The sequence below is a fragment of the Desulfocurvus sp. DL1XJH-121 genome, from assembly GCF_054819825.1.
Genome location: NZ_JBTVWW010000002.1, coordinates 55,943 through 79,942, shown reverse-complemented (window position 1 = coordinate 79,942; position 24,000 = coordinate 55,943). Strand labels below are relative to the sequence as shown.

The window sequence follows — 24,000 nt, the reverse complement described above, 5'->3', positions numbered from 1 at the left end:
TATTACAGCAATATATCCAACAAGGCCGACATTTCTGACCAGAAACATACCACATAAATGTAAATTTACGTCAAATCACGGCGGCTTTCAAAATAGTTTTTTACATAAAAGTCAACATTACGTTCTGCAGTTCAGGCCGGGCGCGAGGCCGAACAGCACCTTCCCTAGACCGCATCCAAATACCGCTGCAATGCCGTAGCGAGCTTTCCAATGTGGATGCCGTCCACAAAGCTGTGATGCACTTGGACCGAAAACGGCAGCATCAGCCTGCCGTCCCGCTCGTAATATTTCCCCCAGTCGAACATGGGCTGGGCCTTTTCCCCGTCACCGAAGTCCGTGTGCGAGACGTGGGTGAACGAGACCCACGGCAAGGCGGAGAACACGAACACATCGTTTTCCGGCGGCCCGGCGAAGTACTCCTTCTGGGCCCGCGCCGTGGCCGACGCCAGGCGCACATAGGCCTCCATGGAATCCCGCATGGGCGCGCTCACGAACTTGAACAACTCCGTGTCCCGGTCCAGCCAGGTGAACGACGTGTCGATGGCCTCGTAGAGCACGACCTCCCCGTCGAGAAACCTGTAGCGGAACTCCTCGATGGCGTTGGCGCACCTGGCCACGGCAAAGACAAAGGCCAGTGAAAAGGACAGCCCCCTTTCCCGGACAACGGATTTGAAATGCGTCACGTCCACATCGTACCCCACGCAATAACGCGGCTGAACGGCATGTCTGAACACCTGGCAGTGGACGCTGCGCTTCCAGCACGAAAGGTCAACGGTCCGATACGTATTGGCCACATCGCTCTCCTTTTCCCGGGGACACGCCCCGCATCCGTCTTGCCTGCTTGATATGCCTGTTGCAAACGACAATACAGTAATAATCCAAAGGAGAAAGCCCATGCAGGACGAACGACACAATTCCGCGTCCGAGGAAAAACCCGAGACCGCTGAACTGGACCAATAAGAAACTGAACCAGGTGGCTGGCGGAGTCCTCTTCCCCTTCGAGATCACTGACCAGATCGGAAGCACCGTCAACACCACCCCTGGCGAAACCCCCGACATAGCCCGCAACCAGATCTGGCAGCGGCATATTTTCCAACGAAACAAGGGGCCCCGGCATTGTCGGGGCCCCTTGTTTCGCGCTCGGGGCCGGAGGGGCTTAGTCCCGGCTCAGAGCTCCTGGCGCCGGGTCAGTTCGCAGAACAGCCCGCGCCAGACAGGAGCTCCCGCTCCGTGTAGCGGCCTCGCCTGGACCGGCGGACACAGAACCCAAATCAGCCCCCAAGCCACGAAAAAGGGACCCAGGTATTAGACTGAATCCCTTGACCTTTTGGTGGTGGAGCTGGACAGAATCGAACTGACGGCCTCTTGAATGCCATTCATTGCACTTTGGGGGCAAACGACACTCATAACAACCTTAAATCAATGAACTTTCGCCCGTCATTTCACCCTTTGGCCGCCGTGTGCATAGTGTGCATGGTGTCTAATGATTTCAACCAGTTGCGCAGGGGCAAAAATTAAAAGCGGACACATAGCGGACACACAACATGCTGACTTAAGGTTGACGGGCTAAAGCCTACGGGGCCTATGGAGAGTTTGCGAGAGATGGCCTCGGTTCTTCAACCACTAGGCAACGATTTTAAGGTGAACTTTACAGTCCAGTTTCCCCGTCCACATATCATCTCTGCTGCCATGCGGCAGAGGGTGCGCACCTTCGGCAAACTTCCATGTTAATTATCGGCTGGTAACGCCAACAAAACTGGCAGGATAAAGATTTCTGTCGTAGATAACTGCGGGGACAAGTGCAGAGGAAAAATCCTCAGGAAAAGCTTTCTTGTTCTTGAATACTTCTGTGAACTTCGCGTACAAAACGCGATGGCCCGTTGTTATGAAAACCCCATCTGTCTGTATATTGCCCCGAGAACACTAAATGAACTTCGCTCTTTGCGCGAGTCAGCCCAACGTAAAACAATCTACGCTTTTCGCGCAAGGCACCCGCCCCATCACTCGACCATGGAATTCTGCCTTCTTCTAGCCCAACCATTATCACGACATCAAACTCAAGTCCCTTTGCTGAGTGCAATGTGGTCAAATTCAAATGGTTAGGTGAACGCCCCTGCCCTCCAAAGGATGCAACTGTAAATTTGGACAAAGGGTGCCCAGGCTTTGCAACTTCAAGAAGCCTAGTCACCTTTAGCTTATCGTCACTTAATCTAGATTCACTCTCCAGAGTCTTCATCACACAGCAATCAAGGATTCCTTCTAGCCATATATGCAAAGGAATGTCAGGCGTTCTATTTGCATACAAGTATTCAACCAGAGAAGCCCTAACAGAGCGAATTTCTGCATCAGAAGACAAAAAATCGTTAAACAAAACCCATTGCCGTATTATACCCGAAAAGCTTGGATCACCCTTTTGCCAGCCGCCAGCGCACCAAGCTGCACAATCTTCTAGCCAATAAGTCACAGCCGACGGTTGATATGGACTGTTACCGTCTACACGGATGTAATCCCAGCCTTGCTTTGACACTTCTTCCGCAACAACATCACCGTCAAATCTATCAAGATAAAAAACACCTATATCGCCAATATTCATTGAAGAATTTCTGGAAAGTATCTCTGGAATAATTTCGCTACAGATATTGCTCGCTTGTTCCCTAAGGGATGGGGGAAAATGGTGGAAGAAAATCAAGCCCTGTTCACCGGAGTAAGCAGTACAGCCGCGAACCTCACCGAGGGCAACCTCTGAAGCTTTGATAATAGCATTACCACACCGATAATTCAGCTTTAACCTTACGGTTTCAAACCCCATAAGATCAGATAATTCCTTTATCAGTTCTGGCCTTGCTCCAGAAAACCCATAAATGGACTGATCAGGATCACCGACAGCAACGATCCTGATCCCTGCCTGCACACAGAGGACCTTAACCATCTCATGCAAGACAACACCGAGATCTTGGTATTCATCCACAAAAACGACTGGGAACTGAGCGGCCAATAATTTTCGAATCCACTCATTTTCTTGAACCATTTTCAATCCAGTCAGCATCATCCAATCGAAATCTACAATCCCATTTTCAAGCAAAAGCCTTTCGAATTCTTCGATAACCATAGCGGCTTCTTTATTTTGCTCACGCCATCCGTCCGAATTGCGGTCGATGTATACCCTTCGATATGAATCAATGTTGGGCCTCCACTGGTCATTAATGCCGCAGTTATCATAAGCCTGCTGCTTCAATGCATTAATGTCATTATCAGTTCCAACTATGAATGGAGAAGAAATTCCAACACCTGCCAAATGAGCGAATGGCAAAATAATATGCTTTAAACAAAAAGAATGAACAGTTCCGATTGAAACACGATTGCCCTCACGCAGCCCCAAGGAGTGAAGTTTACGTTTCAAATCTCGCACACACTGCTTATTATATGTAATGCATGCAGTTCGGCGGGGTGGAAGGACATCCTCCCGTAAAACCTTCGCCAACTTGTGGGTAAGGGTATAAGTTTTTCCACTCCCTGGCCCTGCGAGGACCACACAGTTTCCCGAAGATTCGTAAGCCGTTGCTTGCTCTGGGTTCCCAGAGAACATCGGTACGGCGAAAGACGATTCCAAATTGGTGCTAGACGATTCGGGCTGCGACATGCTTAATCCCTTCAGCTATGTAATTCGGACAAGCTGTTGCGCCTGTTCTCAATATGGCGCACGAAAGTCTTTGCGCAAATCTTCCTTTCCCGATTGTATCTATATCATCCAAAAGCTTTTCGACATCTAAGTTGTCAGGAGCATCTGACCATTGTTGCATCCTTGTTTCATATACACTGCCAGGTTTGAGCTCTTTAGTCGTTGTCAAAAATTCCGAGTGAAGCCCACATTTGAATAGTTCGACCTCAAGGGTATGGGTGTTCACAAAGAGCCCTCTAGAACGTGATCCTTCAAAAAGCGGCTTAATCTCTTCATCGAAAGATTCTCCTATAGGAAGGATAGCTTTCGTCATTGATATAAGTCTAGAGACGCTTAGCGCTTGGATAAGGCCACCTTGATTGTTAAGGACTTGGTTTCCATTTTTGTTCAATCTTGGCGTCCCATCATAGTAGGTTGACCTTGGATCATAATCCGTCAGAACAGCGTATGGGATATCCAGCCCCCGTGGCCCTATCAGCTTCAAATAAGTCGCGAAATCGACCCCGGAAATCGAACATACAGAAATTCCTAATTCATCAAGATCATACCCTTGATGCTTGGCAAGAATGGGAATCAAATACTTCTCAGCATCCCCTTCGACCAAGACCACGCCTCGCGCAAACAGCAGCTCGCCGCGATTCACATCAATATAGCGCTCCAAATCGGCAAATTCACCCGGCTCGAGTTCAACGCTTGATGTCGACACCGCCCTAGTCGCTGTTGAATCACTGTCATAACGAAGGCAAACAAAATCCCTAAGGGGGGTGACGCTAGCGATGTGTGGAGAATGAGTGGTCACTATAACCGTCGAAGATTCAGGCAGCTTGGCCTCCTGATTAATGAAATCTCGTTTTCGAAGATAGTTGCGAAAAATCAAGCGTTGCAAATTGGGATGAAGATGCGCTTCTGGCTCTTCAATGGCGAGAAAAGTATGATCCCGGCTCCCCTCTATGACTAGCTGCTCATATTCTAAAGCCTTAAGCGCAAAATAAAGCAAATTTGCAGTTCCAAGACTTGCATCTGAAATACCACGGTCGCCGCCATCTATGAACAACTTAAGGGCCCTGATTAGCCTATCGGTGTCCGATGGTGAAAACCGAAGCATCATTTCAAGCGCCTGAGCTGAGCCAACCATCTCGTAAAGCTTTTTAGAAATAGCTTCGGATACAGTCTTAACTTCGGGTAGATTGGCAATCCCCCCCGCAATGTTGTCCAACTCACCCGCCAGCGCTTCCAATTTCGCCCGATCTATTTCGCCAGCAGCATGATCCAGCAGGGGACGCAAAGGCGAACGAGTCCAACGGGCAAGATCCCCTTCACAATCCCTAAGAGCAGGAATCAAATCCATCGGCAATCGACGCCTAAGATCATAGCCTATTCGGTTTTCAGTTCGATCGGCCCCATACACAGAAAATTCATAGTCCGATTCTTTCTGTGGTGGTTCAGTCAAATCAGGTTTTGCCATAAATACGTAGGTCAATCGCGAAACCATCGGCACGGGCTGGATCAGATGCTCCGCAAGGACGGCGAGATGGTCTACATTGTCCTCAAAGTCCGTAATATCTATCGAAACCCAAATGCAGACATCCGCTGCCAGAGGGCGTTCCAGTCCATCCCAAAAATCTTCCATGCGTAGTTGCCGAGCCGAATCAGGCAGCGAGGGATCAAGGACCAAACGAAGCGCGTGAAGAAAGTTGGACTTACCGACCTTATTTTCGCCCATTACGACCATGTTATGACCGATGGCGACATCGACATCCTGAAAATTTCTAAAGTTCTTTATCCGTACGCGATTAATTCTCATAGCGACTCTTCCAGCTAAATGACTTCGTTATATTTCTGGGAATAGATCTCGAACAGGGATGTAGGCATCATTACTTTCCGAAGCTCGACGCGCCTTTCGCCGAACGACTTCCTTAAAATCTAGATTATGGTTTATCATTTCCCATAGATCCCACCCATCCATGCATATAATTTTCGTTGAACGCCCTGTGCGAAAAGCTTCAAGCCCCTCTGAGGAAAACCCCGAATAACTGACAAACAGCCCCCGCGCCCAAGCCGCTTTTGCTGTAACCTTGCCATGAAAAACCAATAACTCAGCCTGACCAATCCGGGAGTCCTGCCATTTCGCCTCTAGCAGATAGGTCTGACCATCAAATTCAAAACTACCGTCTATCTGCTCGCCGGTATTACGAAAACCACCTCTTGGCAACAGATCGAACATTCGAAATAGGCCAGAAAGAACGCCCTCAAAAGCGTACCCGCGCTCACGTGGAGGAAGGCTTGAGATACAGGTCAGATCGCTTTCGAAGCTGCCTAGATCGATGCTTTTTTCAAGATAGTCGTTACTCTTTAGATCGCTACGCGGCAACGAATTCAAAAACTCAGGATCGTAAAGCTCGGGAATTTTGAAATCGACCCCGAGTATCGCCTTGTTAAGGGCGGTAATTTCTTCGAAGGTCACAGGATTGGATTTTCTCCGTTTCTCATTTCCACGGCGTACGATTTCAATGATGAGCCTACAAAAGTACCCCCTCTTATATTCAAGAGTGTGTTCCAGCAACTTCGATATCGCGGGGAGTTTGCTGCCACCAGTCCAATACTCAGCCAGCCCTAAATCGTACGCAATGGCAGGGAAAGAAAGACGCTGGGCTCCACGTGGATGTGGTGTACCCGGCAAAAAGTCATAGAGAATATCGGCCATCTCCACGACAGAATTACTCTCCTTCAACGTCAGCGCCATTAAGCTTCCACCTCGCTGGAAAGGCTGTGCACTCGCTCGCTTGGGGTTTATTTATTCACTCTTCATTAGGTCAGCAGCTTCATATAATCGAACATTAACCCCAAAAAATTATTTGCATCCACCCATAACAAAAACGATTAGCCCCTGATATCAAGCAACATAACGTCATGACAAGATGCCAGCCAATCAGACAGATATAGTCGTGTATATTCGAACCACCCGACGGCGTTCTTAAGATGAATCAGGCTGTCGGTCATTCCGCCGTGCAAGGCCAGGGTATCTGTTCGAAACGGAGGTAAATCACTGATCATATATGGCGAATTACCTGTGTTCTGGTACGTTCCCGGAAGCTGCTCCGAACCGAGAATTTTCCTCTCATTTCTTCCCAAAATCTCCCCTTTTCAGGTCCATACCCCTTTTTACTTCGCTAAAGAACCCCGATATCGCCCCATGCAGCGAGCACACTCCAAAATACTGCTAACAATTTAAATACACACCCCATTTCCCCACATTTGCCACTCCAAACCACCGGCATATACCGGTCCATATCCCTCAAAACCCCTATTTTGCACTGCCATTTCGGGCTGTTATTTGACGCTCTTGACCTCCCGCGTGTTATACTTCGGTCCATTCATGAAGGCTCTTTTGCCAAACAACCGGAGTAAGCATGATCGCAGACAAGATTCTCCTTACCATTCAGGAAGCCGCAGACATCCTGCGGGTGCATCGGGCTACGGTCTCGCGCATGTTGGACTATGGCGAGTTGCCCTGTGTTCTGGTACGTTCCCGGAAGCTGATCCGAACCGAGGATTTGTTGAGGTTCATTGACAGCCAAATAGGGAAATGACGGGCGGATGCTCCGTGGAGACTAGCCAATGGCAACAGTCACTATCGCGGCGCGTTCGCGCACCAACGGAAAAAGCTACGTTGTGCAGTATCTCGACCCGGACACGGGCCGAAAGAAGTACCACGCCTCGTTTCGGCGGCGTGACTTGGCGCAGCAGGAAGCAAACAAGCTCAGGGTCATTCTGGACGACGGGCAATTGCCGGAGAAGAGGCAGAGGCGCAAGCAGCGCAAGGGCAAGACCTTCGGCGACGTGGCCGAACTGTGTCGGCAGGAATGGCGGCGCAGGGAACAGGAAGGCGACCTCAGCCCGACCACGGCGAAGGGCTATCTGACCTTCCTGAAGCCGCTGGAAGAAAAGTGGTCCAACGCCCTCATGGCGACCATCCGGCGAACCGACGTCCTGAACTACCGTGCGGACCTGGCCGAGCGGAAATCCAAGGCCCTGGCAAACCGCCGCCTGTTCGTCCTGAAACAGGTCTTTGCCAAGGCTCTTGAACTGGACTGCATCGACAAGGACGAAATCGCGGGAATCCGCTACCTGAGCGAAAAGGAGCATGAGCGCAAGTCGTTCATGTACCCCGACAAGGTGGGCAAGCTGCTTGCGGCTGCGGCCAAGGGCCGGGCCAAGCACTACCTGCCCCTCGCCATCCTCCTGTCCGTGGAGCACGGGGCCAGCAAGCAGGAAGTTCTGGACCTGACCTGGGACGACATCACTCTGGACTACGGCGAAACCGGGGTCATCCGCTTCCTTCGCACCAAGACCGGGGTTGAAAGGGTCCACCGCATCATGCCCCGGACCCGAAAAGCCCTGCTAGAACGCCGGGCCTACCTGGACAAAAACCGATCCTCACGGGGTATCGAACCGGTCGGAACCCATGTGGTCGGCCACCTGGACGGAACCCGCATGGGGGACTTCAAGACCGCTTGGAACCGGGTTTGCACCGGGTTGGGACTCACGAACTTCCACTTCCACGACAACCGGCACACCTTCTGCTCCAACATCATCATGGCGGGCGGCACCCTCAAGCACGCCAAGGAGATGATCGGGCACAAGACCCTCAGGATGACGGACCGCTATTCCCACCTCGAAGCGGCCCGCGACAACCCCATCCAGTCCATCCTCGCAGCGCACTATAGTTCCTCTTCCTGACCAAATCGCTCAAAAGCCACGCTGGCAAGACGCGAGGAGAATGCAAGGCCGAAGTGTATTGCGCATACATGAGGATTTGCATCCGACGAAGCAACGCCGCCAGCGGGGAATTTTCAGCGATTTGGATCGCCTCGTTTGGACCGGCGGACACATAGCGGACACAGAACCCAAATCAGCCCCCAAGCCACGAAAAAAGGGACCCAGGTATTAGCCTGAATCCCTTGAACTTTCGGTGGTGGAGCTGGACAGAATCGAACTGACGGCCTCTTGAATGCCATTCAAGCGCTCTCCCAACTGAGCTACAGCCCCACGCTTTGGGAGAGCGAATATGTATCCAAACGCGCTGGGTTGTCAAGACCGCCGGGATAGAATTTCCCGGCCGCGCCCATGGCCCGCCGGGCAACAGCCCTTTCCCCTTGCCGCCGCCCCGGCCCCACGGACCCGGAGAATCCATGTTGGTTCTTTGCAGGACGGCGACGCTATGCTACATAATGCGGTATCCCGAAAACCGCCGGCTGCCGTTTCAGCCCCGTTTCCCGGGGACGGCCACGGCCCGCTGCGGAGCCCCGAGGGAGAAGCGGACAAGGATGGAAACCGCCACCATGACAGCGTCCCCCCGACGTTCCCTGGCCAGCCGGCTGACACTGGTCATCGGCCTGTATTCCACGGCCCTCGGCCTGGCGGTGCTGGGTCTGGCCGCGGGGTTGATCTTCCTGCATCTCTCCGAGGACCTTGATCTGCAGGCCCGGACCTCGGCCTTGCACTTGGCCAGGTCCCTGGAACTCCCCATCTGGAACCGGGACATGGACGCCGCACAGGACCTCTGCCAAGCCCTGGCGCACCAGGACGACGTGGAATTCGTCGAGGTCACCGGGCCGAAAAACGAGATCATTTCCCAGCACCAGAGCGACCGCCCCTGGATCATCGAGGCAAGCGCCAAGATCAACCACTACGGACAATTCCTCGGCCGCGTGCGCCTGGGCCTGAACGACGACCGCAGACGCCAGAGCCTGCTTCTTTTCCTGCCCCTGGGCGCGGGATTGGTGGTCTTCATCGCCCTGTGCCATCTCCTGCTGCACAGATCGCTGATCAGGCCGCTGCTGCACGAGCCCTTTGCCGACCTGGGCCGGATCATCGACGCCTATGCGGCGGGCGACTTCTCCTCGCCCCGGTCCCGGCCGCCCGCGGCCGAGTTCGCCTCGCTCTACGCCCGGCTGGAATCCATGGGCCGCACCATGCAGGGCAAGATGGAGACCCTCAAGGAAAACCAGAGCCGACTGGCCATGGCCTTCGATGCGGCCAACGACGGCCTCTGGGACTGGGACGTGGCCTCGGGCAGGACGTATTTCAGCCCCCGCTACTACGCCATGTTGGGCTACGAGCCCGAGGACTTCGAGCCCACCTTCGAGTCCTGGCTGGGCCTGGTGCATCCCGACGACCTGCAGCGCACCCAGGACACGCTGCGGGCGCGGATGCAAAGCGGCGAACCCTACAGCGCCGAATTCCGCATGCGCCACAAGTCCGGCGAATGGCACTGGATCCTGGGCCGGGGCCGGGTGGTCAAACGCGACGGGGCGGGCGCCCCCCTGCGCATGTCCGGAACCCACGTCAACATCACCGCCGTCAAGACGGCCCAACAGGCCCTGGAAGCCAGCGAAAGCCGCTTCGCCAAGGCCTTCGACGCCAGCCCCGCGCCCCAGGTGCTTTCGGAAATCGCCACGGGCCGCATCTTCGCGGTCAACGACAGCTGGGTCGGACTCCTGGAGCACAGCAGGGAGGAACAGCTTGGGCGAACCTCCAAGGAACTGGGCATCTGGGTCGATCCCAGCGACCGCGACCGGGCCGTGGATATCCTGGCGGCCAAAGGCGCCCTCAAAGACTATCCCATCGAATTCGTGACCAAATCCGGCCGCAGGCGCCACACCCTGTGGTCCGCAGAGATCATCAGCCTCGACGGCAAGGATGTGCTGCTCTCGTTCATCTACGACTACACCGAGCGCAAGCGTGCCGAGGAGGCCCTGGCCAGGAGCGAGGAACAATACCGTTCCCTGTTCGAGGTGGCCCAGGACGCCATCTTCGTCCACCACCATGGACGCTTCGTGGATTGCAACGGCAGCGCCGAGGCCCTGCTGGGCCGCACCAGGGAGGAAATCCTGGGCAAACGGCCCTCGGACTTTTCCCCGAGATTCCAGCCCGACGGCCGCGAGAGCGACAAGGCCGAGGAACAGATCATGAAGGACAGCCTGGCGGGCAAGCCCCTGCTCTTCGACTGGACCTTCCAGCTCCCGGACGAAGCCCTGATCCTGGCGGAGGTTTCCCTGCAATCCCTGGGCTCCGGCAACGGGGACACGCTCATGGCCATGATCCGCGACGTCACCGAGCGCCGGCGCGCGGAACAGTTGCTCAGGCAGTCCGAGGAAAAATTCTCGCGGCTGTTCATGCTCTCGCCGGACATCATCCTGCTCACGGACATGGAGACCGGCCGGATCATGGACGTGAACGAGTCGTTCCTGCTGCGCACGGGGTATTCCCGCGACGAGGTCCTGGGTCGCACAGCCGTGGAGCTGGGCCTGTTCTCCCACCCCCCCCAGCACGAGGAACTGCGCGAGCGCCTCAGACAGGCGGGCAAGGTGGAGAATTTCGAGTTCGCCTGCCTGGGCCGCCACGGGCAGGACGGGGTCTGTTCCCTGTCCGCCCAGGTGCTGGACATCGAGGGCCGGTCCCTGGTGCTGTCCATCTCCCGCGACGTCACCGAAGTCAAAAGGATGCAGGAGATCATGGTCCAGACGGAAAAGATGATCTCCGTGGGCGGCATCGCGGCGGGCATCGCCCACGAGATCAACAACCCCCTGGGCATCGTGCTCCAGGCCACCCAGAACCTGGTCCAGCGCACGCGTACGGACTTCCCGAAAAACCGGGAGGCGGCCCGGGAGGCGGGCCTGGACATGGACCGGCTGGCCGACTACATGCGCGCGCGCAAACTGGACAAGTTCATCGAGGACATCCGCGCCGCGGCCCTCAGGGCCTCGAGCATCATCCGCCACCTCCTGGACTTCAGCAGGCGCAGCGAGTCCCGGCGCGCGCTCTGCGACCTCGCGGCCATCGCCGACAGGGCCCTGACCCTGGCCCGCAACGACTACGACCTGAAAAAGAATTTCGACTTCAAGCGCATCAAGGTGAACGTCTTCGCGGACCAGGACCTGGAGCCCGTCACATGCACGGAAACGGAGATCGAGCAGGTGCTCCTGAACCTGCTGCGCAACGCGGCCCAGGCCATGGCCGAGGCCGGCCCGCCCGTGGCCGAGCCGCGCATCGACGTCCGCCTGCTGCGCCGCAAAAACGGGGTGCGCATCGAGGTCCAGGACAACGGCCCGGGCATCCCCGAGGATATCCGCAACAGGATCTTCGAGCCGTTCTTCACCACCAAGGGCCCGGACGTGGGCACGGGCCTGGGGCTGTCCGTATCCTACTTCATCGTCACCAAGGGCCACGACGGCGAGATGAGCGTGCAGTCCGCCCCCGGCGAGGGCGCACGCTTCGTCATCGACCTTCCGGACGGCGAGAGCAGCGCGTGACCCCGCCCAGGCTGATCATCGTGGACGCCGGGGGCTTCATTTTGGCGGCCCGGGAACTCGGGCTGTGTCCGCGCTTCATCCAGCACACGGGCCCCGTGGCCCCGAACCTGTCGGAGAAACTTCTGGAGGCGGACCTCGCGGAACAGGACGTCTTCTTCAAACCCGCGGACATGGGCCGTCTGCTGACGCGCAGACGGCCCATGCCGCAAACACGGGAACCCTGAATGACAATCCTGATCATCGACGACGAAGAGAGCCTGCGACGCTCCCTGGGCGCCTTTCTGGAGGACATGGACTTCGACGTCCTGGAGGCCGAGAACGGCCGCCAGGGCCTGGACGTCCTGGCCGAAGACCCGCAGGCCGTGGAGGCCGTGATCGTGGACCTGAACATGCCGATCATGGACGGCTACGCCTTCATCCCCCACGCCCTGAAGCTGGCCCCCGAGACGCCCATCGTGGTCCTCTCGGGCGTGGGCGTGGTGGAGGACGCGGTGCGGGCCGTGCGCCTGGGAGCCTGGGACTACATCACCAAGCCCCTGCAAGACATGGAGATCCTGTACCACGCCATCAGCAAGGCCCTGGAAAGGGCGCGCCTGAAGCGCGAAAACCGCATGTATCAGGAGAACCTGGAAAAGCTGGTCAAGGAGCGCACCGCCGAGCTGGAAACCTCGCGGCGCCAGGTCATGCAGCGCCTGAGCCGGGCCGCGGAATACAAGGACAACGAGACCGGCCTGCACGTCATCCGGGTGGGCGAGATCAGCGCGCTGCTGGGCCGGGCTATGGGCCTGTCCGAGGAGCGCTGCGAAATGCTCCGGGACTGCGCGCCCCTGCACGACGTGGGCAAAATCGGCATTCCCGACTCGATCCTGCTCAAGCCCGGCAAGCTGGACGAAGCGGAGTGGGAGGTCATGCGCAGGCACTGCGCGTTCGGTTGCGAAATCCTCGCCCCCCTGGGCGAGGGAAGGCGCGCCGGCGAATTCTGCGCCGACCCCATGCTGGCCACGAACGCCGGGACCGACGACCCCCTGCTCCACCTGGCCCGCACCCTGGCCCTGCTGCACCACGAGCGCTGGGACGGCACGGGGTATCCCTTCGGCCTGCGGGGCGAGGACATTCCCCTGGAGGCGCGCATCGTATCCGTGGTGGACGTGTACGACGCCCTAGCCAGCGAACGCCCGTACAAACGGGCCTTCTCGGACGAAGACAGCCTGGCCATCATCGCCGACGGCTCGGGCGCGCAGTTCGATCCCAAGGTCGTGCAGGCCTTCGCTGCCAACCGGGAGGCCATCATCGCCATCCGCGTAAAGTGGCAGGAGACCGGCTGACGCGGCACCGCCGGATGCCCAGCCTCCGGCCTAGCGGATCAGGATTCCGGCCCTGAATTCATTGGCCCCGTTCCTGCGCTCGTAGGCGCAGCGGTCAGCCATCTCGCGCACCAGATGAACCCCCAGGCCGCCCAGAGTCCGCTCCCCTATGCCCCGCCCAAGGTCGGGAGCGGGCGCGGCCAGCGGGTCGAAGGGCCGGCCCCAATCCCGCAGCAGCAGGCATATCTCGCCCGCCTCCGCCGCGCCCCCGTTGTCCAGGATGCAGGCGATCTCCACTTCGCCGCCGCCCTCCGAATAGGCGTAGCTGGCCACGTTGACGAGGAGCTCCTCCAGGATCAGCTCCAGGCGCGGGACCTGCTCCACGGGCAGGCCCAGGGCCTCGGCGCGGCCGACCACGAAGGCGCGGGCCTCGGGCAGCCGCTCCACTTCGGCGGGAATGCGCAGCGTCTCCTCAAGCAAGGATCACTTCCCCAGCAGCTCGTCCACCGTGTCCGCCACGACGAACATGGGCATCAGGCCCGAAAGCGTGAACACGTCCCGGACCATGCCCGTCAGCCCGCACAGGCGCAGCCTGCCCCCCCGGGCCTCGAGGTCCTTGACCACGGCCAGGATGCTGCGCAGCCCGGCGGAACTGATGTACTCCAGGCCGGCCAGGTCCGCGATCAGGTCCCGCCCGCCGCCGTCCTTGCAGGCGGCCTCGAATTCCGGAGCCGACTGGGCGTCCAGCCTGCCCTCGACCACAAGCAGAACGCTTTCCCCCTTCTGTTCCACGATGATGCGCATGGGTCCCCTCCTTGGTTGTCTGCATTTCCCCATACCGGAAGAAGCATCTTCTGTCGCCCCCCGCCTGAAACCGGGCGGGGCTGCCGCTTGCGCGGCGCGGGCAATCGTCCTACCTTCGCGAGAATCTCCCCCCGGGCCGCGGCCCGGGACGCCCACGGAACAACGGAGCGGACAATGCGACTGACGACCTTCTCCCTGGACGGGACCCCGCGCACCGGCGTGCTGGACGCGGACGAACTGCGCGACGTCACCGAGGCCCTGCCGAACGGCGCGGGCGCCTCCATGCAGGCCCTGGTGGACTTCTACGCCCAAGACCCCGCCGCCTTCCCCGGGCTAATGCGCGACGCTGCGGCCAAGGCCCCGGCCGTGGACCAGGCGCGTGCCACCCCCCTGCCCGTGTTCACCGAGACCCGCCACGACATGGTCTGCGTGGGCCTCAACTACCGGGCCCACGTGGCCGAAACCAACCAGGCCTTTGACGCGGGCTTCACCCTGCCCCAGGCGCCCATCTACTTTTCCAAGCGCGTGGGCCAGCCCATCGGCGACAGGGGCGTGGTCCTGGGCCACGCCGCGCACACCGGCCAGCTGGACTACGAGGCCGAGCTGGGCGTGGTCATCGGCAGGGGCGGCCGCGACATCCCCAGGGACAAGGCCCTGGAGCACGTGTTCGGCTACACCGTGGTCAACGACTTCTCGGCCCGGGACCTGCAGCAGCGCCACGTGCAGTGGTACAAGGGCAAGAGCCTGGACACCCTCACGGCCATGGGCCCGTGCATCGCGACCCCGGACGAGCTGCCCGCCCCCCTGCACCTGGACGTGCAGAGCCGCGTCAACGGCGAGCTGCGCCAGAACTCCAACACCCGGCAATTCATCTTCGACGTGGCCTACCTCATCTCCGACCTTTCCCAGGGCCTGACCCTGTGCCCCGGGGACATCATCGCCACGGGCACGCCCGCGGGCGTGGGCATGGCCATGACCCCGCCCCGCTACCTGCAAAAGGGCGACGTGGTGGAGTGCTCCATCCAGGGCCTGGGCATCCTGACCAACACCGTGGGCTGAACCCGGGCCCGGTTGTGGGCCGGGGGGGCTTCTGCTACATTGTGCGCCCCGACGGGGCGGCCCGCCCCGCGCCACCAGCAAACCGGAGCCATGCGGTGTCCACCAAGATAGAGAAATTCGGGTACGAGATCGTGCGCGGCTGCCAGCTGCGCTGCGTGGGCTGTCCCAACTCGACCCTCAAGCCGAAGATAGAATTCACCACCCCGGAGACCTTCCGGGCCTGCCTGGGCAACCTGGACGTGGACGAGGTCAAGCTGCTCAGGCTGTTCAACTTCGGAGAACCCTTCCTGCACCCGGACGTGCCCGGGCTGCTGGCGGAAATCCCGGGCCAGGCCTTTCACACGCGCTGCGTGGAGATCTCCACCAACGCCCAGCACCACAATTTCCCGCAGCTGGAAGAGGTCTTCCGCACCAAGGTCCTGGGGCGGCTGGTGGTCAGCTGCGACGGCGACGGCACGCCCCAGGAATACGAGCGCCTGCGTCCCCCGGGAAAATTCGACAAACTCCTGGAGTTCCTGGCCAAGGCCGCCGAGTTCCGGGACCGGCACAGCCCCGGTACCCGGCTCATGACCCGCACCATCTGCGAGTCCGAGGAGGGCCGCGCCCGCTGGAGCGCCGTGCTGGAGCCCCTGGGCTGGAAGCCCGAATTCCGCGTCTGGCTGAACCTGCCGCAGTCCAAGGAGAACCCCTCGGGCCGCGAGACCCGGGTCAAGAACGGGCTGTGCGAATACATGCAGTTCCGCACCCTGTACGTGGACTACGACGGCACGGTGGTCACCTGCTGCGTGCACCCGCGCGCCGGGGTCTTCGGCAACCTGGCCGAGGAGCGCTACAGCGCCATCTACGCGGGAGAAGCGCGCAGGAAGTTCATGCAGCGCCTGAAGACCGACCGCGCGGCCATGGCCATCTGCGGGCAGTGCGAGGAGCGGCCCCACCGCACAAAATTGCAGCGGTTGCTAGGCATCGGCGGCTAAGCCAAAAACCCTCAGCGCCACGCGGAGCGCCATGTTTCCCCTGATCAAGGAAGGCACCAGCGGCATCCTGACCCTCTCGGGCCCCACGGGGCGCGGGCGGGACTGGTGCCCGCACAACGACCTCGAGAGCCCCATGCGGTGGCTCCTGGACTTCTGGGAGCTCAGGAACCAGGACGGCTCGCCCCTCAAGGACAACTACCGCCTACACGGCTACAACTGGCTGTCCAGCCAGGTGAATTTCCTGTTCTGGCGGGTCTTCTTCCGCTACGCCCAGTACGGCGAGCTGCTGCGCGAACTGGAGGGCAAACGCCCCCGCTTCGTGAACAAGCTCAACTTCGCGCGCATCTGGGACCTGACGCACCCGCCGCGGACCTGGAAGTTCTGGCGCAGGCCCGCCTTCGTGCGCGCCACGCACCAGCGCAACCAGGCCCTCTGCACCGGGGGGCCGCGCAAGGGCGTGCTCTTCTACCGCTACGGGCCCGGCGACTTCCGCTCCAGGGACATGCTGCGCGTGTTCCAGGAGCGAAACACCCCCTTCATCCACGCCTTCTCCCCCAGCCGCAAGCTGCTGAAAGACACGGCGGCCCAGGGTCCGGATAAGCCGGAGACCTATTTCCTGTACCGCGACCTGGCCGCGCCCCGGGTCTTCAGGAACACCTACGACCTCTCGGGCCGCGAGCCCTCCGAGGCCCGCTTCCTCGGCGCGGTCATCGAGAGCATCGAGCAGCGCATGTCCGACAACGTGCGCGAGTACGAGCTGCACAAGGAGAACCTCGCGCGCCTGCAGCCCCGCGTGTTCTTCGGCATCGACGACGCCAACGAGGTCTATCCCGCGCTCTTCGCCTGCAAGGACCTGGGCATCCCCAGCGTGGGCTACCAGCTGGGCATGTACGCCAAGCGCCAGGCCGGATACACCATCCCGGGCTGGGGGCAGGGGGAATACCAGTGGTTCGACCACGTGATCTCCTGGGGCCCCTACTGGGAGAACGCGCTCCTGCGCCATTCCGACGCCTACCCCGAGGGCTTCTTCCTGCCCGGGACCAACAAGCTGGCCTTCGGCTACCGGCGCCTGGAATCCGAACGCTTCAACGTGAAGAACGTGCTGGTGCCCTACGAGTTCTGGGGCAACACCCGGACCCTCGGGCGCTTCATCATAAAATTCATGGACCTGGGCTACACGGTCTATTTCAAGTTCAAGCCCGACGAGCGCCCCCACCGCCAGCTGGACAGCTACCGCCTGCCCGAGGACTACCGCTCGCGCCTGGTGGAGGTCTTCGACGTCACCGACGAGCTCATGGCCGAGGTGAACATCGTGGCCGGGGCCATGACCACGCTGCTCTACGACCTGTTGCCCTACGGCAAGCACACCTGGGTCCTGGACACGGAGTTCCGGCTGCTGGACGACATGGTGGCCGACGGCCTGGCGCGCAAGGTGACCCTCGCGGACCTGGAGGCCATGGGCGAGCCCGAGCGCGCGGACCGGCACATGGACTACGCGACCCTGTTCCGGGACATGACCCTGGACCAGGCCCTGGAGCGCCACGTGCTCGGGCTCCTGGACTGACAGGCTGTTGAAAAACGCACGATTGCTTCGTTGCTGCAAAAAATTCAAAATCTCGTGTACGGGGGTACACGTCGATCTTGAATTTTTCTTGCGCCTTGCACTCGCACATTTTTGAACAGCCTGAAAAAAAATTTTCTTCAACACTCGGCTGAAACGCCGGGAGACGCACCAAGCATGCTGTTCTACACCCCGGAATTCCTCTTCGCCTTCCTGCCCCTGGTGCTGGGGGTGTTCCTGGTCTTGCAGCGCAGGGACCGCCAGGCATCCATGGCCTGGCTCCTGGGCGCGTCCCTGGTCTTCTACGCCTGGTGGAAGCCGGTGTACGCGCCCCTGCTCCTGGCCTCGGTGAGCGTGAACTACCTTATCGGCTCGCGCCTGTGCCGCAGGCCCGATTCGCGGCTCCTGGCCCTGGGCGTGGGCTTCAACCTGGCGCTCATCGGCTTCTACAAGTACGGGGCCTTCCTGGCGGCCAACGTCAACGCCCTCACGGGCCTGGGCCTGCCCCTGCCCGCCGTGGACCTGCCCCTGGCCATCTCCTTCTTCACCTTCCAGCAGATCGCCTATCTGGTGGACGCCTCGCGCGGGCGCACGGCCCCCCACGGCCCCCTGTCCTACGGGCTGTTCGTGGTCTTCTTCCCCCAACTCATCGCGGGCCCCATCGTCAGCCAGCGCGAGATGCTGCCCCAGTTCAACGACCCCCGGCGGCTGCACCCCGGGTCCCGGGACTTCGCCGTGGGCCTGACCCTGCTCATCGCGGGCCTGGGCAAGAAGATCCTCATCGCCGACCAGTTCGCGGCCTGGGCCGACCCGGCCTTCAACGCCGCGGCCGCGGGCACGGCCCTGTCCTTCCTGGAGGGCTGGGGCGCGGCCCTGTCCTACACCCTACAGCTGTACTTCGACTTCTCGGGCTATTCGGACATGGCCATCGGCCTGGGCCGCCTGTTCGGCCTACGCCTGCCCGCCAACTTCGACTCCCCGTACAAGGCGCGCTCGATCATCGACTTCTGGCGGCGCTGGCACATCACCATGTCCCGGTTCTTCCGCGACTACGTGTATTTCCCCCTGGGCGGCAGCCGCCGGGGCCCGGCGCGCAACCTGGTGAATCTCGCGGCCGTGATGCTGCTCTGCGGCCTGTGGCACGGCGCGGGCTGGACCTTCGTGGTCTGGGGCGGGCTGCACGGGCTGCTGTTGGCCGGAAACCACCTCTGGCGCAAATTGGCCGCGCCCAAGCTGCCCGCCATGGGCGCGCCCCTGGCCTGGGCCCTGACCTTCCTGGCCGTGACCTGCGGCTGGGTGCTGTTCCGCGCCGAGACCTGGGGCGCGGCCGGGGCGGTGCTCTCGGCCATGTGCGGGGGCGGCCGGGGGCTGCTGTTGCCCGACGGCCTGAACGCGCCCCTGGTGCGCGAGGCGGTCCACGCCCTGGGCGGGGCCTTCGTGCACAAGAGCGCCCTGCCCTTCCAGTTCGGCGACGACCAGTTCCTCTGGATTCTCGGCACAATGGCCTGCTGCCTGCTCAGCCCCAACTCCCAGCAGTGGCTGGCGCGCTTCTCCCCCTGCCTGGGACGCGTGGCCCCGGTGCCCTCGCGCCTGGGCCGTGTGCTGCAGTGGCGGCCCCGGGCGGGCTACGCCGTGGCCATGGGCGCGCTGCTGGTGGCCGTGGTCTGGCAATACCTGTCCCAGGACACCCCCCCGGCCTTCATCTATTTCAATTTCTGAGCATGAAACGATACTGCGCCATACTCCTCGCCACCGCCGCCCTGCTGCCCGTCCTGGCCGCCGGGCTGGTGCTGCTGGCCTCCGGGCAGGTCAGCCCCAAGTACTACTGGGTGGAGACGCTGATGCAGCGCAAGGCCGACGCGGCCCAGGCCGTCCAGGGGCGCAAGATGCTCTTGCTGGGCGGCTCCAACGTGCTCTTCGGGCTTAAGGCCCGGCAGATCGAGGAGGCCACGGGCCTGCCCACGGTGAACATGGGCGTCCACGGCGGCCTGGGCGCGGACTACATGCTCCACGAGGCCCGAAAATGCCTGCGCCCCGGGGACGCGGCCCTGATGGTCATGGAATACAACCTCTACGGCGACGACACCCGGGGCATCAACCGCATGGTGGCCGGGGCCTCCCTGGCGCGCGGGCTGGACTATTTCCTGTCCCTGCCCTGGGAGGTGCGCGCCACCTACCTGCGCCATCTGACCCTGGATCGGCTGTTCATGAAGGCCCTGGCCCGGGTGGCGGCCTGGAAACAGCGCCCCACGGACACCTACAAGGTCTCCACGGTGAACCGCTGGGGCGACGAGACCGCCCACGCGCCGAGCGAGGACTCGCGCCGCAGCCTGGCCCACGAGCTGGGCAAGGGCCACGGCGTCCCCGTATTCCTGGACCACGGCAGGAGCGTGGAGGCCATGCGCGCCTTCATCGCCTGGTGCGCGGAGCATTCCGTGACCGTGCTGGCCACCTGGCCCAACACCGCCGAGGTCCCGGGCTTCAGCGGTCCGGAATTCGAGGGCTTCGCGGACCGGGTACGCGCGTTCTACGCCGCCCAGGGCGTGCCCATGCTGGGCGGGCCAAAGGAATGCAGGCTGCCCGTTGACCTAATGTACGACACCATCTACCACCCCAGCGACACGGGCGCTGAACTGCGCACCAGTCGCCTGATCCCGCACCTCAAGGCCGCCCTGGCCCGCAACTGACACGCCCATGGCCGCATCTTGCGGCCCTTCGCAGCGTGTTTCCTCCGCACGGGCCTTGTGCTACATCTAGGGAAACAGCGGGAGGACTGCCCCGTGGGCGATTCCAGGCGGACCAAAAAGGAGCTCATCGCCGAACTCCATTCTCTGCGGCGGGAAGTGGAGACCCTCAGGGCGCGCATCGACCCCGCGCCGATGGGCCCATCGCAGTCCGGCGAAAACCTCTACCGCATGCTGGCCGAGAACATCGCCGACGTCATCTGGTCCACGGACAAGGACCTCGCCTACACCTACCTCAGCCCCTCGGTGCGAACCATCCTGGGTTACGCCCCTCGGGAGCTCCTGGGTACCAGCTCGCTCAAGCTCCTGACCCCGGAATCCAGGAAGGACGCCCAGCGCCTGGTCTCCACTCGCTGGGCCTCGAACCCCAGTGAACACGACGACATCCACAGCCGCCTGGAGATCCTGCATCGCCGCAAGGACGGCAGCGAGGTCTGGCTGGAGGTCCTGGTCCGCACCCTGTTCGACGGGCGCGGCGAGCCCGTCGGGCTGGTGGGCGTGTCGCGCGACATCTCCCAGCGCAGGGAAGCGGAAAGGCTCCTGCGCCGCTCCGAGGCCAAATTCCGCAACGTGCTGGAGAACGCCTCCCTGGCGGGAGTTTCCCTGGACCGGCAGGGCAGGCTGACCTTCGCCAACAACCATTTCCTGAACCTCGCGGGCTGGCCGCGCGAAGAGGCCCTGGGCAGCGACTGGGTCGCTGGTTTCGTGCCCCCGGACCAGCAGGGGCTGGTGCGGGAACTGCTGGACGCCACCCTGGACGACAAGCAGACCGTGGAATTCTTCCGCGCGGAAACCGACATCCTGACCCGCAACGGCGACCGGCTGACGCTCCTCTGGTCCAGCGTGGCCGACCGCGCGGAAAGCGGCATCGTCACGGGGATCACCAGCCTGGGCGTGGACGTCACGGGCATGCGCCGGACCCAGGCCCGGCTGATGGAGAGCGAGCTGCGCTACCGCCGCCTGTTCAAGGACGCGGCCTTCGGCATCTTCGTCATCAACGCGCGCCACGGGGAAGGGCACGGAACCCTCATGGACGTCAACAAGGCCGCCCTGGACATGCTGGGCTACACCCGTGAGGAACTCGACAGGCTCGGCCCCCGGGACCTGGTGCACCCCGACGACTTCGCGGCCCTGCCCCTGGACCAGACCATGCCCCGCGCGGACCAGGGGGAGACCCTGCGCTTCGAGCGCCGCTACCGAAAAAAGGACGGCACCTGGCTGCCCGTGCATGTGACCATGAAGCGCATCCCGGACACGGGACGGCACCTGCTCATGTTCCAGGACATCTCCGAGTCCAAGCGGGCCAAGGCCAGACTCGAAGAGTTCCGCCTGCTGCTCACGGCCATGGCCGACAACATGATCGACATGCTCTGGGCCAAGGACCTGAAGGGCCGCTACCTGTTCGCCAACAAGGCCGCGCGGGAACGCCTGCTGCTCAGCGAGGACATCGACCCCATCGGCAAGGACGAGGCCTTTTTCGCCCGGCGGCAGCACGCCCTGGGCCACGAGCACACCTTCGGCAGCCAATGCCTCGTCTCCGACCGGAAGGTCCTGGACAGCGGGCGGCCCGGGCGCTTCCTGGAACAAGGCAAGGTCCAGGGCCGCTTCATGGTCATGGACGTACAGAAATCCCCGCTCTTCGACGCCGAGGGCCGGCTCATCGGCACCGTGGGCACGGGCCGCGACATCACCGAACAGCGCCGGGCCCAGGAGGCCCTGGCCGCCAGCGAACGCGAACTGCAGCTGACCCTGGACGCGGCCAACGACTGTATCTGGTCCTACGACGCGCCCACGGAGGCCTTCAGGGTTTCCCCGAGGATATGCGCCATGCTCGGGTGGGACCCGGCGGAGAAGAACCCGTCCGAGTGCCTGGCCCCGGCCAACGTCCACCCGGAGGATCAGGACCAATACAGAAGGCGGATCCAAAGCTATCTCCACGGCCGCGCCTCCGAGTTCAGCGCGGAATTCAGGCTGCGCACCCGGGACGGGGACTGGCGCTGGTTTTATTCCCGGGGCCGGGTGGTGGAATGGGGCGAGGGCGAGGCCCCCTTGCGCATGGTGGGCGCGGTCACCGACATCACCGAGCTGAAGAAGGTCCAGGAGGACCTCACCCGCGCCAAGGAGGCGGCCGAGCACGCCACCAGGATCAAGAGCGAATTCCTGGCCAACATGAGCCACGAGCTGCGCACGCCCCTCAACGGCGTGTTCGGCATGCTGCAACTCATGCAGGGCACGGAACTCAGCCCCGAACAGGATGAATACGTGCACACGGCCCTGTCCACGGGGCGCAGCCTGCTGACCATCATCAACGACGTGCTGGACTTCTCCAAGCTGGAGGCCGGGCAGTTGCTCATCGCCAGCGAGCCCTTCGACCTGCGCCGCTCCCTGGAGATGGTCATGCGCAACTTCACGGTCCAGGCCCGGGACAAGGGCCTCGACCTGCGGCTGTCCATGGACCGGAACATCCCGCGCCTGCTGACGGGCGACAAGGGCCGCATCAGGCAGGTGCTGTTCAACCTCGTGGGCAACGCCGTGAAATTCTGCGACCGGGGCTCGGTGCTGGTGGACGTGTCCGTGCTGCCCCGCGCGGCCAGGGGCGAGGACGTGCGCCTCTTGTTCCACGTGTCGGACACGGGCATCGGCATCCCCGAGGACATGCTGGAGTACGTGTTCAAGGCCTTCACCCAGGTGGACGGGGCGGCGACGCGCCGCTACTCGGGCACGGGCCTGGGCCTGGGCATCGTGCGCAGGCTGGTGGCGGCCATGCACGGCTCCCTTGCCGTGGACAGCGAACCGGGCCGGGGCACGGACATCTATTTCAGCCTGCCCTTCGGCCTGGCCGAATCACCGGCCCCGTCCCCGGGCGACGCGCGTCCCGAGCCGCCCAGCGGACTGCGCGTCCTGCTGGTGGAGGACGAGAAGGTCAACCAGATGGCCGCGGGCCTGTTCCTGAAAAAGAACGGCCACAAGGTGGCCTGCGCGGACAACGGGGCCCAGGCCCTGGAAATGCTGGAGCGCGAGGCCTTCGACTGCGTGCTCATGGACATCCAGATGCCCGTGATGGACGGACTCTCGGCCACCCGCGCCATCCGCGAATCCGACGGCCCCCAGGCCCGGGTGCCGGTCATCGCCATGACCGCCCACGCCATGCGCGACGACCAGGAACGCTTTCTCCAGGCGGGCATGGACGGCTACATCGCCAAGCCCATGGACATGGACGAACTGCAGCTGGTCCTGGCGAAGGTGCTGCCCCCGGGCAAGCGCCCCTCCGGTTCCTGATCCCCTCCCCCCGCCAATGCACATCCGCCGCCCCGCACGCTGGCGGGCGTGGTATGTATGCCGCCTCATCAGACTGTCGTAAAATCATTTTGCGCAGGCCGTTCCAAAATAGCGCTTCGCTGAGATGCAAGGCGCAAGAAAAATTGTTTGCTGGCCGTCCTGGCCAGCGCCCCTGCGGGCGATGCGCTTCGCCGCATCGACCAATTTTGCCTTCCTGCAAAATTTTCAAGACCGAAGCTTACTCCTAGTAAGTGAGGGTTTGAATTTTTCGCAGCAGCGAA

At 61.3% G+C, this 24,000-nt stretch carries 17 protein-coding genes and 1 tRNA gene; 11 read left to right on the top strand and 7 right to left on the bottom strand.

Features of this window, described 5'->3' with window-relative positions:
- Nucleotides 1-164: 164 nt before the first annotated feature.
- The 4 genes from ACYYG1_RS01855 to ACYYG1_RS01840 form a co-directional block, all read right to left on the bottom strand.
- Nucleotides 165-896 carry a CatA-like O-acetyltransferase gene (locus tag ACYYG1_RS01855; RefSeq protein ID WP_461208572.1) on the bottom strand — a complete coding sequence of 244 codons (732 nt, stop codon included), beginning with the start codon at nucleotides 894-896 and terminating at the stop codon, nucleotides 165-167.
- Nucleotides 897-1,816: 920 nt separating this feature from the next.
- On the bottom strand, nucleotides 1,817-3,586 hold the full coding sequence (locus ACYYG1_RS01850) for an ATP-dependent helicase (RefSeq protein WP_461208767.1): 1,770 nt from the start codon (nucleotides 3,584-3,586) through the stop codon (nucleotides 1,817-1,819).
- A gap of 31 nt (nucleotides 3,587-3,617) precedes the next feature.
- A complete protein-coding gene (locus ACYYG1_RS01845) occupies nucleotides 3,618-5,483 on the bottom strand; it encodes an ATP-dependent nuclease (RefSeq protein ID WP_461208571.1) in 1,866 nt (621 codons plus the stop codon).
- A 27-nt stretch (nucleotides 5,484-5,510) separates the two neighbouring features.
- Nucleotides 5,511-6,422 (bottom strand): restriction endonuclease, encoded by a 912-nt coding sequence (locus tag ACYYG1_RS01840; RefSeq protein ID WP_461208570.1) that lies wholly within the window; start codon nucleotides 6,420-6,422, stop codon nucleotides 5,511-5,513.
- A gap of 667 nt (nucleotides 6,423-7,089) precedes the next feature.
- On the opposite strand from ACYYG1_RS01840, the gene ACYYG1_RS01835 reads away from it, so the two are divergent.
- Nucleotides 7,090-7,269, top strand: a complete 180-nt coding sequence (locus ACYYG1_RS01835) for a helix-turn-helix domain-containing protein (protein ID WP_461208569.1) — start codon at nucleotides 7,090-7,092, stop codon at nucleotides 7,267-7,269.
- 28 nt (nucleotides 7,270-7,297) lie between these two features.
- Nucleotides 7,298-8,419, top strand: coding sequence for a site-specific integrase (locus ACYYG1_RS01830; protein ID WP_461208568.1), 1,122 nt, complete (start codon nucleotides 7,298-7,300; stop codon nucleotides 8,417-8,419).
- Between the two features lie 233 nt (nucleotides 8,420-8,652).
- On the opposite strand, the gene ACYYG1_RS01825 is transcribed toward ACYYG1_RS01830, so the two are convergent.
- Nucleotides 8,653-8,728: transfer RNA gene (locus tag ACYYG1_RS01825), tRNA-Ala, on the bottom strand.
- Between the two features lie 293 nt (nucleotides 8,729-9,021).
- Between ACYYG1_RS01825 and ACYYG1_RS01820 the strand changes: the two genes are divergently transcribed.
- Genes ACYYG1_RS01820 through ACYYG1_RS01810 form a run of 3 tightly spaced genes read left to right on the top strand, consistent with a single transcriptional unit; the run spans nucleotide 9,022 to nucleotide 13,319 of the window.
- Entirely contained in the window at nucleotides 9,022-11,994 is a 2,973-nt protein-coding gene (locus tag ACYYG1_RS01820; RefSeq protein WP_461208567.1) for a PAS domain-containing sensor histidine kinase, read from the top strand.
- On the top strand, nucleotides 11,991-12,218 hold the full coding sequence (locus ACYYG1_RS01815; protein ID WP_461208566.1) for a hypothetical protein: 228 nt from the start codon (nucleotides 11,991-11,993) through the stop codon (nucleotides 12,216-12,218). Before ACYYG1_RS01820 ends, ACYYG1_RS01815 begins: the two co-directional genes overlap by 4 nt.
- The gene (locus ACYYG1_RS01810; RefSeq protein WP_461208565.1) at nucleotides 12,219-13,319 is read left to right on the top strand and encodes an HD-GYP domain-containing protein; all 1,101 of its coding nucleotides are present in this window, start codon (nucleotides 12,219-12,221) and stop codon (nucleotides 13,317-13,319) included.
- Nucleotides 13,320-13,349: 30 nt separating this feature from the next.
- Here ACYYG1_RS01810 and ACYYG1_RS01805 read toward each other — a convergent pair whose 3' ends face one another.
- Nucleotides 13,350-13,778 carry an ATP-binding protein gene (locus tag ACYYG1_RS01805; protein WP_461208564.1) on the bottom strand — a complete coding sequence of 143 codons (429 nt, stop codon included), beginning with the start codon at nucleotides 13,776-13,778 and terminating at the stop codon, nucleotides 13,350-13,352.
- Between the two features lie 3 nt (nucleotides 13,779-13,781).
- On the bottom strand, nucleotides 13,782-14,102 hold the full coding sequence (locus ACYYG1_RS01800; RefSeq protein WP_461208563.1) for an STAS domain-containing protein: 321 nt from the start codon (nucleotides 14,100-14,102) through the stop codon (nucleotides 13,782-13,784).
- A 174-nt stretch (nucleotides 14,103-14,276) separates the two neighbouring features.
- On the opposite strand from ACYYG1_RS01800, the gene ACYYG1_RS01795 reads away from it, so the two are divergent.
- The 6 genes from ACYYG1_RS01795 to ACYYG1_RS01770 all read left to right on the top strand — a co-directional run bounded on the left by ACYYG1_RS01795 (nucleotide 14,277) and on the right by ACYYG1_RS01770 (nucleotide 23,719).
- A complete protein-coding gene (locus ACYYG1_RS01795) occupies nucleotides 14,277-15,161 on the top strand; it encodes a fumarylacetoacetate hydrolase family protein (protein ID WP_461208562.1) in 885 nt (294 codons plus the stop codon).
- A gap of 95 nt (nucleotides 15,162-15,256) precedes the next feature.
- Nucleotides 15,257-16,135: a radical SAM/SPASM domain-containing protein gene (locus ACYYG1_RS01790; RefSeq protein ID WP_461208561.1), complete on the top strand. Its 879-nt coding sequence runs from the start codon at nucleotides 15,257-15,259 to the stop codon at nucleotides 16,133-16,135.
- Between the two features lie 31 nt (nucleotides 16,136-16,166).
- The gene (locus ACYYG1_RS01785; protein WP_461208560.1) at nucleotides 16,167-17,699 is read left to right on the top strand and encodes a hypothetical protein; all 1,533 of its coding nucleotides are present in this window, start codon (nucleotides 16,167-16,169) and stop codon (nucleotides 17,697-17,699) included.
- A 174-nt stretch (nucleotides 17,700-17,873) separates the two neighbouring features.
- Entirely contained in the window at nucleotides 17,874-19,415 is a 1,542-nt protein-coding gene (locus ACYYG1_RS01780; RefSeq protein ID WP_461208559.1) for an MBOAT family O-acyltransferase, read from the top strand.
- 2 nt (nucleotides 19,416-19,417) lie between these two features.
- Nucleotides 19,418-20,383 (top strand): hypothetical protein, encoded by a 966-nt coding sequence (locus ACYYG1_RS01775; protein ID WP_461208558.1) that lies wholly within the window; start codon nucleotides 19,418-19,420, stop codon nucleotides 20,381-20,383.
- Nucleotides 20,384-20,476: 93 nt separating this feature from the next.
- Nucleotides 20,477-23,719, top strand: coding sequence for a PAS domain-containing hybrid sensor histidine kinase/response regulator (locus ACYYG1_RS01770; protein ID WP_461208557.1), 3,243 nt, complete (start codon nucleotides 20,477-20,479; stop codon nucleotides 23,717-23,719).
- Nucleotides 23,720-24,000 lie beyond the last annotated feature (281 nt).

Excerpts from the sequence above, each read along its gene's own strand:
- ACYYG1_RS01855 (WP_461208572.1), bottom strand. The coding sequence starts at position 896 with ATGGGCTTTCTCCTTTGGATTATTACTGTATTGTCGTTTGCAACAGGC.
- ACYYG1_RS01850 (WP_461208767.1), bottom strand. The coding sequence starts at position 3,586 with ATGTTCTCTGGGAACCCAGAGCAAGCAACGGCTTACGAATCTTCGGGA.
- ACYYG1_RS01845 (WP_461208571.1), bottom strand. The coding sequence starts at position 5,483 with ATGAGAATTAATCGCGTACGGATAAAGAACTTTAGAAATTTTCAGGAT.
- ACYYG1_RS01840 (WP_461208570.1), bottom strand. The coding sequence starts at position 6,422 with ATGGCGCTGACGTTGAAGGAGAGTAATTCTGTCGTGGAGATGGCCGAT.
- ACYYG1_RS01835 (WP_461208569.1), top strand. The coding sequence starts at position 7,090 with ATGATCGCAGACAAGATTCTCCTTACCATTCAGGAAGCCGCAGACATC.
- ACYYG1_RS01830 (WP_461208568.1), top strand. The coding sequence starts at position 7,298 with ATGGCAACAGTCACTATCGCGGCGCGTTCGCGCACCAACGGAAAAAGC.
- ACYYG1_RS01820 (WP_461208567.1), top strand. The coding sequence starts at position 9,022 with ATGACAGCGTCCCCCCGACGTTCCCTGGCCAGCCGGCTGACACTGGTC.
- ACYYG1_RS01810 (WP_461208565.1), top strand. The coding sequence starts at position 12,219 with ATGACAATCCTGATCATCGACGACGAAGAGAGCCTGCGACGCTCCCTG.
- ACYYG1_RS01800 (WP_461208563.1), bottom strand. The coding sequence starts at position 14,102 with ATGCGCATCATCGTGGAACAGAAGGGGGAAAGCGTTCTGCTTGTGGTC.
- ACYYG1_RS01795 (WP_461208562.1), top strand. The coding sequence starts at position 14,277 with ATGCGACTGACGACCTTCTCCCTGGACGGGACCCCGCGCACCGGCGTG.
- ACYYG1_RS01785 (WP_461208560.1), top strand. The coding sequence starts at position 16,167 with ATGTTTCCCCTGATCAAGGAAGGCACCAGCGGCATCCTGACCCTCTCG.
- ACYYG1_RS01780 (WP_461208559.1), top strand. The coding sequence starts at position 17,874 with ATGCTGTTCTACACCCCGGAATTCCTCTTCGCCTTCCTGCCCCTGGTG.
- ACYYG1_RS01775 (WP_461208558.1), top strand. The coding sequence starts at position 19,418 with ATGAAACGATACTGCGCCATACTCCTCGCCACCGCCGCCCTGCTGCCC.